This window comes from Rhodococcus rhodochrous, assembly GCF_900187265.1.
GTDB classification, from domain to species: domain Bacteria; phylum Actinomycetota; class Actinomycetes; order Mycobacteriales; family Mycobacteriaceae; genus Rhodococcus; species Rhodococcus rhodochrous.
In genome coordinates, this window is record NZ_LT906450.1 from 4,130,646 (window position 1) to 4,146,092 (window position 15,447).

Consider the following 15,447-nt stretch of genomic DNA (forward strand, 5'->3'; position numbering starts at 1 on the left):
TATCCGCGTGCGTGGCCACGGCGACAGGCTCGGCTCACACGCTTCCGGCGAGGCGTTCGGCGAGCAGACGGGTGAACCGCGCCGGATCCTCCACCTCGCCACCCTCGGCGATCAACGCCATGCCGTGGATCAGCTCGGCGACGTCGGCGAGCGAGGTGTCGTCCGGACGCTGCTCCCGGGCCGTGCGCAGACCCGACACGAGCGGGTGACCGGGATTGAGTTCGAGGATCCGCTTGACCCGCGGCACCGGCTGACCCGACGCCTTGTACATCCGCTCGAGCGCCGGCGACATGCTGAAGGTATCGCCGACGATGCACGCCGGGGAGGACGTCAGGCGCGACGAGAGCCGCACGTCCTTGACCTGCTCGTCGAGGGTCTCCTTCATCCACGACAGCAGGTCGCCGAACTCCTTCTCCTTCTCCTCGCGTTCGGCTTCGGCGGCCTTCTTCTCGTCCTCGGTACCGAGGTCGACATCGCCCTTGGCGATCGACTGGAAGCGCTTGCCCTCGAACTCCGGAACGGAGGTCACCCACATCTCGTCGACGGGGTCGGTCAGGAGCAGCACCTCGATGCCCTTGTCGCGGAACGCCTCCATGTGCGGGGAGCTCTCGAGCAGCTGCCGCGACTCGCCGGTCAGGTAGTAGATGGCGTCCTGGCCGTCCTTCATGCGCTCGACGTAACCGGCGAGCGTGGTCTGCTCCTCCTCGCTCGCCGTCGAGTCGAACGACGAGATCGCCAGCAGCGTGTCGCGGTTGTCGGTGTCGGAGATCAGGCCTTCCTTGACGACCCGGCCGAACTCGCGCCAGAACTTCGTGTACTTCTCGGGTTCCTTCGCGGCCATGTCCTTGACGGTCGCGAGGACCTTCTTCGTCAGGCGGCGCCGGATGGCCCGGATCTGCCGGTCCTGCTGCAGGATCTCACGAGAGACGTTGAGCGACAGGTCCTGTGCGTCGACCACACCCTTGACGAAACGCAGGTACTCGGGGACGAGGTCCTCGCAGTCGTCCATGATGAACACGCGCTTGACGTACAGCTGCACGCCGGTGCGCCGTTCGCGGGCGAACAGGTCGAACGGCGCGTGCTCCGGGATGAACAGCAGCGCCTGGTATTCGAAGGTGCCCTCGGCCTTGAGTGGGATGATCTCGAGCGGCTCGTCCCAGGCATGCGCGATGTGCTTGTAGAAGTCCTTGTACTCCTCCTCGGAGACCTCGTCCTTCGAGCGCGCCCACAACGCCTTCTGCGAGTTGAGGGTCTTGGTCTCGAAGGTCACCTCGTCGGCGCCGTCCTCCGACTTCGTGGTGCGCGAGACCTCCATGCGGATCGGCCACGCGATGAAATCCGAGTACTTCTTGACGATCTCCTCGAGCTTCCACTGCGAGGTGTAGTCGAACAGGTGGTCCTCGGCGTCCTCGGGCTTGAGGTGCAGGATCACCGAGGTGCCCTGGGGCGCGTCGTCCACCTCGGCGATCGTGTAGGTGGATTCGCCGCTGGACTCCCAGCGCGTACCGGTCTTCTCCCCCGCCTTGCGGGTGACGAGCGTGACCTTGTCGGCGACCATGAACGACGAGTAGAAGCCGATGCCGAACTGGCCGATCAACTCCTCGGATGCGGCGGCGTCCTTGGCCTCGCGCAGCTTCTGGCGGAGTTCGCCCGTACCGGACTTCGCGAGGGTACCGATGAGGTCGACGACCTCGTCGCGGTTCATGCCGATGCCGTTGTCGCGCACGGTCAGGGTGCGCGCGTCCTTGTCCACCTCGAGCTCGATGTGCAGGTCGGAGGTGTCGACGTCGAGATCCTTGTTTCGGAACGACTCCAGCCGGAGTTTGTCCAGGGCGTCCGACGCGTTGGAGATCAACTCGCGCAGGAAGGTGTCCTTGTTCGAGTAGATCGAGTGGATCATCAGATCCAGCAACTGCCGCGTCTCGGCCTGGAATTCACGCTGTTCGACGTTCGTACTCATTCCGGGTTCCCTTTCCACAAGCAGAACTTCCCCGGAAATAGTAAGCCGCCCGCGAACCCGGCCCGTTCGCGCTTCCGGGTCCATGATGGAGGTGCAGGCTTCGTCGTTCACAGGAGGTTGCGATGACGGTTCGTCGGACGGTGGTCGTCGGTGCGGGCATCGTGGGTCTGTCCACCGCGTGGTTCCTGCAGGAACGCGGTATCGAGGTCACGGTGCTCGATCGGGTCGGCGTGGCGGGCGACGCGTCGTGGGGCAACGCCGGATGGCTCGCGCCGGCTCTGACCCTGCCGCTGCCCGAGCCGGGGGTGCTGCGTTACGGCTTGCGCTCGATGTTCCGGCCGTCCTCGCCGGTGTACGTGCCGCCCACGACGGATCTGCGGTTGCTGCGCTTCCTCGCCGACTTCGCGCGGCACTGCACGAGACGGAAATGGACGTCGTCGATGGAGGTCTTCGCGCGCGCCAACCGCGTCGCCCTCGACGCCTACGACGATCTCGCCCGCGGGTCGGGCGACACGATCGTCACCGAGCCGACGCGGGTCGCCGATCCGTTCCTCGCGGCGTTCACCTCGGACGACGATCGACGGCTGCTGGTCGAGGAGTTCGAGCACGCACGTGCCGCAGGCAGCGAGATCGATTTCGACCTGCTCGACACCGACACGCTGCATTCGCTCGAACCGCTGCTCGGGGACCCGGTGCGGGTCGGGCTCCGGATCCGGGGGCAGCGGTTCATCGATCCGCCGCGGTTCGTCGCCTCTCTGGCGCACGCGGTCCGCGCCCGGGGCGCGGAGATCGTCACCGATGTCGACGTCCAGGAGGTGCGCGACACCGGTCGCGGGGTGGACGTCGTCGTGGCCGGTGGCGACTCCCGTTCGGCGGATGCGGTGGTGCTCGCGAACGGAGCGTGGCTTGGGCCTCTCGCCCGGCCGTTCGGTGTGCGCACGCAGGTTCAGGCCGGTCGCGGCTACAGCTTCAGCGTGCGGCCGCCGAGCCTGCCGAAGAACCCGGTCTACTTCCCCGCCCAGCGGGTGGCGTGCACACCCCTCCAGGACCGCTTCCGGGTCGCCGGCATGATGGAGTTCCGCAGCCCCGACGCCCCGCTCGACCCGCGGCGCATCGAGGCGATCGTCGACGCGACCCGACCGCTGCTGCGCGATGTCGACTGGGACGGGCGCAGCGAGGAGTGGGTGGGCTCGCGTCCGTGCACGGCGGACGGGCTCCCGCTGATCGGCCGCACGCGTTCGGAGCGGGTGTACGTCGCCGGCGGGCACGGGATGTGGGGTGTGGCGCTCGGTCCCCTCACCGGACGGCTGCTCGCCGGGTCGATGACCGGCGAGCCGGATCCGTTGCTCAGGTCGTTCGATCCGCTGCGCTGACCGGTCCGGGTTCGAGGCGGTCGCGTACGCGGTCGAACCATTCGAGGACGGCCCGTTCGTAGAGGATGCCGAAATCGAGGGTCGCCGCTGCGTGCGGCGGGAGGATGTCGGCCGCCGCCTGCTGTTCGTAGGCGGCGAGCTGCTCCTCGTGTCTGCGGCGGTGGTCGGCGAGCATCTCGGCGAGGCGCTCGGGTGGGAGGTGATCGCCGAAGCTGACGGTCAGCAGCAGCGGGTGACGGATGTTCTCGTCGCCCGGTTCGCGGTCGATCCATTCGGCGAAGGCCGTGCGTCCGGCCTCGGTCAGCAGGTAGGGCTTGCGGTCGCGCGGGCCCTTCTCCCCCGCCTCGATCAGTCCCTGCCGTTCCATCGCCGCCAGTTCCCGGTAGACCTGGCTCGTCGTCAGCGACCAGAACTTGCCGATGCGCGTCTGTGCGGTGGACACCAGGTCCCAGCCCGTCTTGGGGCCTTCGTGGAGGAATCCGAGCAGTGACGCGGCGGTGGCGTTGAGCGGTCGTCCGGTCATGGACGGGTCCTTCCTCGATTCGTACAGCGAAAAAACTTGACATTCCACTGTGGCATATCCACCCTGGAGTCAGGTGACATTCCATTGTGGAAGATCCCGGAGGGCACCATGGAACACACATCCACCACCGTCCCGACCGATCCCGGCCCGGCGACACCCGGCCCGGCGACACCCGGCCTTGCAACACCACCGCTGCGCATCTCCGATGCCGAGCGCGAAACGATCGTCGACGAACTGGGGCGCCATCTCACCGCCGGACGACTGACGATCGCCGAGTTCGACGAACGCGTCGCCGGGGTCTACCGCGCCGTGACGCAGGACGACGCCGGCGCCGTGCTCGCCGATCTGCCGTCGACACCCGCGCCCACCCCGGCCCCGCCGGCCGGGAATCCCTTCCCACGCCTGCGCCTGCCGCTCCACCAGCGCATCGAGTGGGGAGCCTGGGCCGCCGTGGGCTCCATCAATCTCGTGGTGTGGGCACTGGTGTCGCTCGGAACGGCCTCATTGATCTACTTCTGGCCGATCTGGGTCATCGCGCCCTGGGGTCTCGTCCTGGTGGGACGCACCGCACTCGGACTCGAGGGCGGCCCGGACCGCCGCAGGGCCGACGACCACATCCGCAACGCCCGGCGACGGCACCGCGAACACATGCGCCGCGCCGCCCTCATGCACCGGCGTGCCGTCATGCACCGGCGTGGACCGAATCCGCACTGCGGGCGATCGAGTCGTACCTGGTACTGATGTTCCCGAGATAGTGCGGGTGCGTGAGGATGTAGGGGGCATCGATCGAGATGCCGCGGACGACGATATCCCCCGCCGTCTCCGGTGCCATACCGGCGTTCCCGCCCTTGATGTGATCCACGCGCCGGACCTCGCCGCCGAGCCTGGCGGTGCTGTCGTCGAGCCCCGAACGCACCAGGCCCGGGCACAGGACCGAGACCCCGACACCGTGCGGGGCGAGTTCTGCACGTAGCGCTTCGGACATCGCGACGACGGCGGCCTTCGCGGCGCTGTACACGCCGCGGCCCGGCACACCCGCGGTCAGCCCCATGACCGAGGCGGTGTTGACGATGTGCCCGCGCCCGCGTGCCCGCAGGTCACCCGCGAAGGCCGAGACGCCGTTGAACACCCCGGTGACGTCGATGTCGATGACGGTGTCGAAGATCTGAGGATCGAGGTCGGCGAAATCTGTTCCGTTGAAACCGATCCCGGCGTTGTTGACGAGGATGTCGACCGGACCGAAGGCGTCCTCCGCTTCCCGTTTGACGCTGCACCAGCCCTCCCGGTCGCGCACGTCGAGGACGGCGCCACGGAAGAGCCGGAAGACTCCCGTCCGGTCGGCGAGCGTGGATTCGACTGCCGCGCCGTCGATGTCCGCGATCGTCACGGCCACCCCACGGTGGGCCAGGGCGTCGGCGATGCCGCGGCCGATACCGCTCGCACCTCCGGTGACGAGCGCGTGGCGCGCCGAGGCGATGTTCATGGACGAGGCTCCGTTCGTCTGGGTCGTCGAAGTCTGTGGTTCGTCGAGGTCTGCGGTTCGTCCCGATCAGTGCGACCGGCGGATCTTTCCGAAGTCCCAACTGCGCACGTTCTGCGGAGTGATCCGCAGCCATGCATGACGGCCGTCCGCCGTGAACTCGTCGCGACCGGCGTACTTGCGGGCGAAGGACAGTTCGACGCCGCGCAACAGTTCGTCCTCGACCGTGCGCGCCACGACCTCGGGGCGGGAACCGCGCGGCACGTCGCCGACGCTCATCGCGGTTCCACGTACCTCGACGCCTCGCAGATCCGTGAACTGCTCCCCACCGTCGACGACGATCGCGATGCGCGGGTCCTTCTGCAGGTCGGTCCACCGGCGGCTGCGGACGAGGGAGTTGAGCCACAGGAAGGCGCCGTCCCAGACGAACCACAACGGAGCGACGTGCGGGCTTCCGTCACCGCCGATCGTTGCGACGCGGCACGTCCGCTCGGTGGAGAGGAAGAGATCGATCTCCTCCTTCGTCATCGAGATCCCGGCGCCGCGCGTGCGCAGCGCGCCGTTTCCACTCATCAGCCCTCCTACCTGCACGGATGCTCGTCAAGAATTTTATTCTCTTTCATGAGAGAGATGTTCTCATCCGGCGGGTGCGAACACAACAGTCCGACGGGTCCGACCGATCTGCGATAGTCGGGACCAGCCGTGCCCGTCCCGGGCATCCCGCACGCCGGAGACGGAGCCGCCGATGTTTCTTCTCGACGACAGGTTGGTCTTCGGCGCGGGAGATCTCACCCGCGCCGCCTCGTGCGAGTTCGCCCTGCTCCGCAGCCTCGACTCGGCACTCGGTCGCCGCCCGCGCCCCGACACCGAACCCGACGCGATGCTCGACCGCGTCGTCGCACTCGGCGGTCGTCACGAGCAGCGTGTCCTCGACCGGTTCCGCGCGCAGGTGGGTGCGGAGAAGGTCGTCGAGATCGCCCGGCCCGAGTACACCGCCCGGGCACTCACCGAGGCGGCACAGGCCACCCTCGACGCCGTCCGGGCCGGAGCACCCGTCGCCTACCAGGGCGCATTCTTCGACACCGGCTCCTTCGACGCAGGCTCCTCCGACACCGCCCCGGTTCCGCTCGGCATGGTCGGCTTCTCCGACTTCCTCGTCCTCGAGGAGGACGGTTACGCCGTCTACGACAGCAAACTCTCCCGGCACGCGAAGGTCGAGGCCCTGCTCCAGCTCGCCGCATATGCGGACGCACTCGCGCGTACCGGGACGGCGGTGTCCTCACACGCGCATCTCGTCCTCGGTGATGGCTCGATCGCGTCCTATCCGCTCGCGGAGATCCTCCCGGTCTACCGGCACCGACGAGCCTGTCTCGAAACCCTTCTGACGTCGCACCGCGCCGCCCCCGAGCCGGTTCAGTGGGGATCGGGTGGGCACACCGCCTGCGGGCGCTGCGACGACTGCGCCCCCGAACTCGAACGCCACCGCGACCTGCTGTTGGTCGCGGGGATGCGCAGCACCCAGCGGCTGCATCTGATCGAGGCCGGTGTGTCGACCATCGACGACCTCGCCGCATGTGCGGCGCCCGTCGACGGGATGGCCCGCCGCACCTTCGAGACCCTGCGCGCGCAGGCACGGGCGCAACTCGAGGAGGAGCGGCGGGGCAGTCCCTACGCGGAGGTCTACGACGCCACTCCGCTCGGCATCCTGCCCGCCCCCGACGAGGGTGACATCTTCTTCGACTTCGAGGGCGACCCGCTGTGGTCCGAGGGTGGCGATTCCGAGTGGGGACTCGAGTACCTGTTCGGCGTGGTGGAGGGACCGGCCGATGCGCCGGTCTTCCGTCCCTTCTGGGCGCACGACCGCGAGCAGGAACGGCAGGCGCTGCTGAACTTCCTCGACTACGTCACCGACCGTCGGCGTCGCTACCCGGGGATGCACATCTACCACTACGCCCCGTACGAGAAGACGGCGTTGCTGCGACTGGCCGGCCGCTATGGCGTCGGCGAGGAGATCATCGACGATCTGCTGCGCGAGGGTGTGCTCGTCGACCTGTATCCCGTGGTGCGCAACTCGATCCGGGTGGGCGCCCGGGCGTACGGGCTCAAGAAGCTCGAACCGCTCTACACCGAGGAGGGCGAGTCGCGCGACGGCGATGTCGTCGACGCGGGCGCCTCGATCGTCGCGTACGCCGACTACTGCGCACTGCGCGACGCCGGGCGCCTCGAGGAGGCGGAACGCGAACTCGCGTCGATCGCTTCCTACAACGAGGACGACTGCATCTCCACCCTGCGTCTACGCGACTGGTTGCTCACTCGCGCCCGCGACCACGGCATCTCCCCCACCGAGACCATCCACGACGAGGCGGCTCCCGACGCGGAGGCGCACCCCGTCGAGACGAAACTCCTCGAGTACGTCGGCGGTGCACTCGCGGGCGACCGTACCCCGGAGCAACAGGCGGCGGCACTCGTCGCCGCAGCCATGGGCTACCACCGGCGCGAGCGGAAACCTTTCTGGTGGTCGCACTTCGACCGTCTGTCCACGGTTCCGGACGAGTGGGCCGACGCCCGCGACACGTTGGTCGCGGCGACGTGCACGCTCGAGACCGACTGGCACAAGGCCACGCCCCGTCAGCGACTGCTCCGGCGCCGGTTGCGCCTGGCGGGTGAGTTCGAGCCGGGCAGCACGTTGCGCGCCGGGCAGGACGTCTTCCTGTTGTACGACGCGCCGGGACCGGACGGACTGCCCGACGGCGGCGCCGGGACGCGGGCGTGGTCGCGCGGCCAGGTCGTCGAACGCACCACGGGGACGGACCATCCCGACGCGCTCGTCGTCGACGAGTTGCTGCGGACGGACGAGGAGTATTCGGCACTGCCGGTCGCGGTGACACCCGGTGCACCGATCTCGTCGAAGAACATCGAAGCGGCGATCGCCTCCGCTGCCGAGGCGATGTGCAGCGGGTTGCCGGCGCTGCCGTCGGCTGCGGCGGTGGACGTGCTGCGCCGTATCCCGCCCCGCTCGAGCTCCGGTGCCGCACTGCCACCGCTCGGCGACGACGCGGCGGCCACGATCGTCGCGGCCGTTCTCGCCCTGGACAATTCGTACCTGGCGGTGCAGGGCCCGCCCGGAACCGGCAAGACGTACACCGGGGCGCGCGTGGTGGCGGCACTCGTGAACGAACACGGCTGGCGTGTCGGCGTGGTCGCGCAGTCGCATTCGGTGGTCGAGAACATGCTGGCCGGCATCGTCGCCGCGGGGATGTCGCCGGAGCGGGTCGCCAAGGCGAAATGCCAGAGCCCCGAACCGACGTGGACCGCCTTCCCGGACGCGAAGTCCCTTGCGACACACATCGGTACATCCACGACCGGCTACGTGGTGGGTGGAACGGCCTGGGACTTCACGAATCCGAACTGCATCGGACCCGGCAGCCTGGACCTGCTGGTGGTCGACGAGGCCGGTCAGTTCTGCCTCGCCAACACCATCGCCGTGGCCACGGCCGCGTCGAATCTGCTGCTGCTCGGCGATCCCCGCCAACTGCCGCAGGTCTCGCAGGGCACCCACCCCGAGCCCGTGGACGAGTCCGCCCTCGGATGGCTCGCCGAAGGGCACGGGGCGCTGCCCGCCGATCGTGGCTACTTCCTGCCGGTGACCTGGCGGATGCACCCGGATCTGTGCGCGCGGGTGTCCGAACTGTCCTACGAGGGACGCCTGCGGTCGAAGTCCGAGATCACCACGCGCCGCGCGCTCGACGGCGTCCCGCCCGGCGTGCGGCTCGTGGAGGTCGCACACGAGGGCAATGCGACCTGCTCACCCGAGGAGAGCGCCGAGATCGTGCGGGCCGTCGCAGCCGTGCTCGGCTCGGCGTGGACGGACGACGCCGGCTCCCCGCCACGCCCCCTCGGAGAAGAGGACATCCTGGTGGTCGCGCCGTACAACGCTCAGGTCACCCGCCTGCGACAGGATCTCGCCGAAGCCGGTCTGCACCGCGTCCAGGTGGGCACCGTCGACAAGTTCCAGGGCCGCCAGGCCGCGATGGTGTTCGTGTCGATGACGGCTTCCGCCGTCGAGGACGTGCCGCGGGGCATGACGTTCCTGTTGTCCCGCAACCGGTCGAACGTGGCCCTCTCACGCGGCAAGTGGTCGGCGGTGATCGTCCGGTCCGGCGCCCTGACCGATCACCTCCCGTCGACCCCGGACGGCCTGATCGAACTCGGGGCGTTCATGCGGCTGACGGGAACAGAGCCGACCGGGACGTGACCGCACTCACATCGTCCGATAGGATCGACGACGATCCTGTTACCCCCGGTAGCAGATACACGGGACCCGGTCCCCAGAGAAGACCCGGTCCCCCGAGCACAGGAGTACACGTGTCGAAGACTCTCGAGGCCACGATCGAGATCACCGCCTCCCCCGAGCAGGTGTGGCGCGTGGTGTCCGATCTGAAGCGGATGGGCGAGTGGAGCCCGCAGTGCCGTCGGATGATCGTGCGCGGCGGACCGGTATCGGCCGGCACCACCACGATCAACATCAACAAGAAGGGCCTGCTGGTGTGGCCCACGACGGCGAAGGTGATCGACTTCGAACCCGGCCGTCGCCTGAGCTTCCGGATCAACGAGAACCGCTCCATCTGGTCGTTCACCCTCGAACCCACCGCCACCGGCACCCGGGTCACCCAGCGGCGCGAGGCGCCCACCGGGACCAGCAAGGTCTCGCAGACCCTGGTCAAGTATGTTCTCGGCGGCACCGAGGCGTTCGACGACGAACTGACGATGGGGATGAACGCGACTCTCGCCCGTCTCAAGAACGAGATCGAGGCGGGCGCGCGGGTCTGACCTTCCCTCCTCCGCTCACGTACGCTGGAGTGCCTGTGGACCGACAGGACCCGCCCGCGCGACGGGCGGGTCCACTGCGGTCCCGGATCACCGATCGCCAGCGATAAGAGGAGCCCGTGGCACGTAAGCCGACGCCCGCCGGAACACCCCCCACCAGCGGGGTAGCCCACATGGTCGACCTGGTCAGGCACGTCGTACCGCCCATGCATCCGGGCGGCATCCCCTTCGTCGCAGCTCCGCTCGCCGTGGCGACCCTCGGCCGCCGCAAGCCCTGGCTGCGCCGCGCCGGTCTCGCATCGGCACTGGCGTGCGCCACCTTCTTCCGGCACCCGCACCGCGTGCCGCCGAACCGCACCGGGGTGGTCGTCGCTCCCGCCGACGGCGAGATCGCTCTCGTCGACCACGCCGTGCCGCCCGCCGAACTCGGGCTCGGCAGCGAGGAGCGCCCCCGGGTCAGCATCTTCCTGTCCGTCCTCGACGTGCACGTACAGCGCAGCCCCGTCGGCGGCACGGTCCGCTCGGTGGTCCACACCCCCGGCAAGTTCCTCTCCGCCGATCTCGCCGACGCGAGCGAGGTCAACGAGCGCACCAGCATGCTGATCGAGACGCGCGACGGCGCCGAGGTCGCCGTCGTCCAGATCGCCGGGCTGCTGGCGCGGCGCATCGTCAACGACGCGCAGATCGGCGATACTCTGCCGATCGGCGACACCTACGGTCTGATCCGCTTCGGATCCCGGGTCGACACCTACCTGCCGGTCGGGAGCACCCTGCTGGTCGAACGCGGTCAGCGCACCATCGGTGCCGAGACCGTCCTCGCTCAGCTGCCCACGGTGTCGTGAGTCCGCACACGCAGGGTTCGCGTGCGGTCGCGACCGGTCGGTCCCGCGGTCGGCCCAACGTCGTCCGCCTGCTGCCGAGCGTCATCACGATCCTGGCGTTCTCCGCCGGGCTGTCGGCGGTGAAGTTCGCGCTCGACGGGCAACTCGGCACCGCGCTCGGCATGATCGGCGCCGCGGCCGTCCTCGACTCACTCGACGGCCGCATCGCCCGCATGCTCGATGCGACCAGCAAGATCGGCGCCGAACTCGACTCGCTGTCGGATGCCGTCGCCTTCGGTGTCGCCCCGGCGCTCGTGCTGTACGTGACGATGCTCGACGGCAGCCCCTTCGGCTGGATCGTCGCCCTGCTCTACGCGGTGAGCCTCGTGCTGCGGCTCGCACGGTTCAACACCCTTCTCGAGGACGACAGTGTCCCCGCCTACGCACGCGAGTACTTCGTCGGCGTGCCCGCGCCGGCGGCCGCCCTCGTCGCACTGTCACCCGTCGCCGCCTACATCCAGTGGGGCGACGGCTGGTGGACCTCCTACGGGCTGGTCGCGCTGTGGATCCTCGGGACGGCCGGGCTCGCGGTCAGCCGCATCCCGACCTTCGCGATGAAGTCGGCGTCCGTCCCCGCGCGACTCGCCGTGGTGCTGCTCGTGCTGGTCGCGGTGGCCGCGGCCGCGCTGGTCACCTATCCGTTCATCCTCATGCTCGTGCTGGTCGCGGTGTATCTCGCGCACATCCCCTTCGCGGTGCGTTCGAGGCGATGGGTCGCGGCCCGGCCCGAGACCTGGGACATCAAGCCCTCGGAGCGCCGTGCACTGCGTGCCCGCAACCGCGCGCAGCGTCCGCGTCGAGTCGCGGCCCGGCGTGTCGCCACGTCGGCGAGATCTCAGGCGCGACTCGGACTGCGCCGTCCGCGAGGGCGATGACATGCACGGCCCGCGAGGACGCTAGTCACGTTCTAGGCTCGGCGGGGTGACGACCCCACAACTCTCACTCACCGTCCGGCTCAACACCTCCGCCGCCGACTCGCGGCGGGGTGTCGTGCGTCTGCACCCCGAGGCGCTGGCCGCCCTGGGCCTGCGGGAATGGGACGCGATCGCGTTGGTGGGAGCGCGTCGCACGGCGGTCGTGGCGGGTCTCGCGCCGACCGGCACCCCGACCGGCACGATCCTGCTCGACGACGTGGTGCTGTCGAACACGGGCCTGAAGGAGGACGCGACGGTCGTCGTCGCACCCGTGACGGTCTACGGCGCGCGCACGGTGACGGTCACCGGATCCACCCTCGCGCGGCAGTCGATCCCGGAGACGACCCTGCGTCAGGCACTGCTCGGGAAGGTCCTCACCGTCGGCGACGCGGTGTCGTTGCTCCCGCGCGATCTCGGACCGGGCACGAGCAACGCCGAGACGACGCGGGCGTTGTCGCGGACGTTCGCGATCGCGTGGACCACCGAACTGCTCACCGTCTCGTCGGTGGATCCGGCCGGACCGGTGAGCGTGCAGCCGAACACCGCGGTCGTATGGGGTGGTGGTCAGGACGCTCTGTCGTCGTCCGTGCCGTCCGCCTCCGGATTCGTCTCGTCGGGCTTCGTCGCCTCCTCCCCCGCGACCGACCGGTCCGAACCGGTCCCCATCCCGGCTGTGCCTCCGGCACCCCCGGTCGAGGACCTCGTGGGTGTGCAGGCCCAGGTCGCGAAGCTCTCCGAATGGCTCACCCTCTCGCTCGACGAACCGGAACTGCTGCGCACCCTCGGCGCGTCGCCGCACCTCGGCGTGCTCGTCACCGGCCCCGCCGGGGTCGGTAAGGCGACCTTCGTGCGCTCGGTCGTCGCGGACCGGCGTCTGGTGGAGGTCGACGGGCCGGGCGTGGGTGCGCTCGCCGCCGACGATCGGCTGCGCCGGATCTCCGCGGCCGCCGAAGCGGTGCGCGGCGGTGGCGTCCTGCTGCTCACCGACGTCGACGCCGTGCTGCCCGCCGACACCGAACCCGTCGCGACGTTGATCCTCGACGAGCTGCGGCGGGTCGTCGACACCGAGGGCGCGGTGCTGATCGCGACCACCGCGCATCCCGACGACGTCGACTCCCGGCTGCGCGCCCCGGAGATCTGCGACCGCGAACTGTCCCTGCCGCTGCCCGACGGTGCGACCCGCCGGGTCCTGCTCGACGTGCTGCTGCGTTCGGTGCCGGCCACCGGCCTCGATCTCGCTGCCGTCGCCGGTCGCACTCCCGGCTTCGTCGTCGCCGACCTCGCGGCACTGTGTCGCGAGGCGGCACTGCGCGCGGCGTCCCGGGCGAATCGCGACGACGACGAACCGTCGCTCGTCCAGGACGACCTGCTCGGCGCGCTCGAGGTGATCCGTCCGCTGTCGCGGTCGGGCACCGAGGAGCTGGCGATCGGCAGCGTGAGTCTCGACGACGTCGGCGACATGGTCGAGACGAAGCAGGCACTGACCGAAGCCGTCCTGTGGCCGCTGCAGCATCCCGATTCGTTCGAGCGCCTCGGTGTCGACCCGCCGCGCGGTGTGCTGCTGTATGGCCCGCCCGGCTGCGGCAAGACCTATCTCGTCCGCGCCCTCGCCGGCACCGGGCGCCTGAGCGTCCACGCCGTCAAGGGCGCCGAACTGATGGACAAGTGGGTCGGCGCCTCGGAGAAGGCGGTACGCGAACTGTTCGAGCGTGCCCGCAACTCGGCGCCGGCACTGGTGTTCCTCGACGAGATCGACGCGCTCGCGCCGCGCCGCGGGCAGAGCTCCGATTCCGGGGTGTCCGACCGGGTCGTCGCGTCGCTGCTCACCGAACTCGACGGTGTCGAACCCCTGCGCGACGTCGTGGTGGTCGGGGCCACGAACCGACCCGACCTCATCGATCCGGCGCTGCTGCGTCCCGGCCGCCTCGAACGTCTCGTGTTCGTGCCGCCGCCGGACGCCGACGCCCGGGCCGCGATCCTGAAGACCGCGGGACGGTCGGTGCCGCTCGCCGACGACGTCGACCTCGACGAGCTGGCCGCCGGACTCGACGGCTACTCGGCCGCGGACTGCTCGGCGATGCTGCGCGAGGCCGCGCTCGCTGCGATGCGGCGCAACGTCGACGCCGCCGTGGTGACAGCGGAGGACGTCGCGGTGGCCCGGGAGAAGGTGCGGCCCTCGCTCGATCCCGCGCAGGTCGCGCATCTGCAGGCCTACGCGGAGGGCCGTTGAGATGGCCGTGACCACCGCGGTCCGCGTGGCCGGACCGGCAGCCGTCCTCGCGGCCTTCCTCGCCGCCGCGGTCGCGATCCTCGTCCCGGCCGCGGGTGAATCCGTCCTCCCGGCGGGTGCGCGCAGCGAATGGGCGCCCGTGGTCACCGCCGCGCTCGCCGTTCTCTCGGCGGCGGGGCTGCAGCGGACCGGCTCCAGGCGTACCGCGTGGATGCTGGCCGCCGCGTCGATCGTGGTCCTCGGTTCGATCCGCTATCTCGTTCCCGCCGGCATCTCGGCCGACAGTCTGACGGTCGTCGGATGGGTGATCGCCGCGATCACCGGTGTGTTGCTCGGAGCGGCGACCGCGGGTTCGTGGGGTTCGGCGACCGGCCAGTGGGCGCTGATCGCCGGTGGCTGGGCGGCCTTCCTCACCGCCGCGGCCGTCGGCTCCGAGGTCCCCGTCGACGCGATGCGCTGGACGGTTCCGCAGTGGGCGTTGGTCTTCGCACTCGTGGCAACCGTCGCCGCTGCGCTGACGGTTCCTACCGGGATGCGCGTGCAGCGGGCCGATCCGCGGTTGCTCGCGATCATGGTGACCGCCGCGGTGGTGCTCTCGGTGGGCTACCGGTTGCTGGGTGAATTCGTGGGTTCCCGCGCGGGCGACACGGGTGTGCTCCTGTGGCTGGTCGCCGGCGGAGCGCTCGCGGTGGCGGTCGTCGGCGCCGAGATCGTCGCGCGCCTCGTCCCGCCCGGCGACGACCGGTTCGTCCTCGCAGTCACCGGAGCCGTGGCCGCGGCGTACCCCGTCCTCGTCGAACTGTGGTCGGGTATGCAGTCGGCGACCGTGCCGTGGTGGGTGCTGCTCGTCGCGGTGGCCGCCGTGGTCGCCGGGGTGCGGCTCTCCCCGTACATGCCGTACGCGCTTCCCGGGCTGGTGCTCGCCGCATCGATCTCGGCGGCGACGGTGTGGTGGCCGGCGGAGATCGGCGAGGGCATCCCCCTCGCGGTGCGGGTCGCGCTCGTCGCGCTGGGCACCGGTCTCGCGCTCGGCGCATCCTTGCCGGGTTCGGCGTCCGTGGCGGCTCTCGGCCTGGCGCTGCCGGTGCCGGCAACGGCCGTCGTGGGGGCCGTGTGGATGCTGCCGGCGGATGCGCAATGGTCGGCGCTCGCATTGTTCGCCGCCGCCGTGATCTGTGCGTGGCAGGTGCGTTAGCGCTCTCACCTCCCCGATTCGCAAGCGTGCGAAGACAACCGTTAGGATGGGCACAATCCGTTTT

12 protein-coding genes are annotated in these 15,447 nt (G+C 69.9%); 8 read left to right on the top strand and 4 right to left on the bottom strand.

The genetic code is table 11. The features are described 5' to 3' along the window. Window positions 1-34: 34 nt before the first annotated feature. Window positions 35-1,960: a molecular chaperone HtpG gene (htpG, locus tag CKW34_RS18930; RefSeq protein WP_059384325.1), complete on the bottom strand. Its 1,926-nt coding sequence runs from the start codon at window positions 1,958-1,960 to the stop codon at window positions 35-37. Window positions 1,961-2,082: 122 nt separating this feature from the next. Here htpG and CKW34_RS18935 point away from each other — a divergent pair, with 122 nt between their 5' ends. Then, a complete protein-coding gene (locus CKW34_RS18935) occupies window positions 2,083-3,333 on the top strand; it encodes an NAD(P)/FAD-dependent oxidoreductase (RefSeq protein WP_059384326.1) in 1,251 nt (416 codons plus the stop codon). Here the strand turns inward: CKW34_RS18935 and CKW34_RS18940 are convergent. Continuing rightward, complete coding sequence (locus CKW34_RS18940; protein ID WP_059384327.1) at window positions 3,308-3,856, bottom strand: PadR family transcriptional regulator; 549 nt, start codon at window positions 3,854-3,856, stop codon at window positions 3,308-3,310. The genes CKW34_RS18935 and CKW34_RS18940 overlap by 26 nt on opposite strands. Window positions 3,857-3,964: 108 nt before the next feature. Between CKW34_RS18940 and CKW34_RS18945 the strand changes: the two genes are divergently transcribed. After that, window positions 3,965-4,597: a DUF1707 SHOCT-like domain-containing protein gene (locus tag CKW34_RS18945; protein WP_064059870.1), complete on the top strand. Its 633-nt coding sequence runs from the start codon at window positions 3,965-3,967 to the stop codon at window positions 4,595-4,597. Here CKW34_RS18945 and CKW34_RS18950 read toward each other — a convergent pair. Together CKW34_RS18950 and CKW34_RS18955 are read right to left on the bottom strand one after the other, a co-directional pair. Continuing rightward, the gene (locus CKW34_RS18950) at window positions 4,539-5,339 is read right to left on the bottom strand and encodes an SDR family oxidoreductase (RefSeq protein WP_059384328.1); all 801 of its coding nucleotides are present in this window, start codon (window positions 5,337-5,339) and stop codon (window positions 4,539-4,541) included. The genes CKW34_RS18945 and CKW34_RS18950 overlap by 59 nt on opposite strands. Window positions 5,340-5,405: 66 nt before the next feature. Then, window positions 5,406-5,909 (bottom strand): pyridoxamine 5'-phosphate oxidase family protein, encoded by a 504-nt coding sequence (locus CKW34_RS18955; protein ID WP_059384329.1) that lies wholly within the window; start codon window positions 5,907-5,909, stop codon window positions 5,406-5,408. A gap of 172 nt (window positions 5,910-6,081) precedes the next feature. Between CKW34_RS18955 and CKW34_RS18960 the strand changes: the two genes are divergently transcribed. From CKW34_RS18960 to CKW34_RS18985, 6 genes are all read left to right on the top strand, one after another. Continuing rightward, window positions 6,082-9,591, top strand: a complete 3,510-nt coding sequence (locus CKW34_RS18960) for a TM0106 family RecB-like putative nuclease (RefSeq protein WP_059384330.1) — start codon at window positions 6,082-6,084, stop codon at window positions 9,589-9,591. Between the two features lie 110 nt (window positions 9,592-9,701). Beyond that, window positions 9,702-10,166 carry an SRPBCC family protein gene (locus CKW34_RS18965; RefSeq protein WP_016691615.1) on the top strand — a complete coding sequence of 155 codons (465 nt, stop codon included), beginning with the start codon at window positions 9,702-9,704 and terminating at the stop codon, window positions 10,164-10,166. Window positions 10,167-10,282: 116 nt separating this feature from the next. After that, a complete protein-coding gene (locus CKW34_RS18970; protein ID WP_059384331.1) occupies window positions 10,283-11,005 on the top strand; it encodes a phosphatidylserine decarboxylase in 723 nt (240 codons plus the stop codon). Further along, window positions 11,002-11,919, top strand: a complete 918-nt coding sequence (locus CKW34_RS18975) for a CDP-alcohol phosphatidyltransferase family protein (RefSeq protein ID WP_059384332.1) — start codon at window positions 11,002-11,004, stop codon at window positions 11,917-11,919. Before CKW34_RS18970 ends, CKW34_RS18975 begins: the two co-directional genes overlap by 4 nt. 46 nt (window positions 11,920-11,965) lie before the next feature. Further along, on the top strand, window positions 11,966-14,188 hold the full coding sequence (locus CKW34_RS18980; protein ID WP_059384333.1) for an AAA family ATPase: 2,223 nt from the start codon (window positions 11,966-11,968) through the stop codon (window positions 14,186-14,188). A gap of 1 nt (window position 14,189) precedes the next feature. Beyond that, window positions 14,190-15,383: a hypothetical protein gene (locus CKW34_RS18985; protein ID WP_059384334.1), complete on the top strand. Its 1,194-nt coding sequence runs from the start codon at window positions 14,190-14,192 to the stop codon at window positions 15,381-15,383. The last annotated feature ends 64 nt before the right edge of the window (window positions 15,384-15,447 follow it).

Bases quoted from the DNA above. Each gene is read 5' to 3' on its own strand.
- CKW34_RS18960 (WP_059384330.1), top strand. From the start codon at position 6,082: ATGTTTCTTCTCGACGACAGGTTGGTCTTCGGCGCGGGAGATCTCACC.
- CKW34_RS18940 (WP_059384327.1), bottom strand. From the start codon at position 3,856: ATGACCGGACGACCGCTCAACGCCACCGCCGCGTCACTGCTCGGATTC.
- htpG (WP_059384325.1), bottom strand. From the start codon at position 1,960: ATGAGTACGAACGTCGAACAGCGTGAATTCCAGGCCGAGACGCGGCAG.
- CKW34_RS18945 (WP_064059870.1), top strand. From the start codon at position 3,965: ATGGAACACACATCCACCACCGTCCCGACCGATCCCGGCCCGGCGACA.
- CKW34_RS18950 (WP_059384328.1), bottom strand. From the start codon at position 5,339: ATGAACATCGCCTCGGCGCGCCACGCGCTCGTCACCGGAGGTGCGAGC.
- CKW34_RS18985 (WP_059384334.1), top strand. From the start codon at position 14,190: ATGGCCGTGACCACCGCGGTCCGCGTGGCCGGACCGGCAGCCGTCCTC.
- CKW34_RS18935 (WP_059384326.1), top strand. From the start codon at position 2,083: ATGACGGTTCGTCGGACGGTGGTCGTCGGTGCGGGCATCGTGGGTCTG.
- CKW34_RS18955 (WP_059384329.1), bottom strand. From the start codon at position 5,909: ATGAGTGGAAACGGCGCGCTGCGCACGCGCGGCGCCGGGATCTCGATG.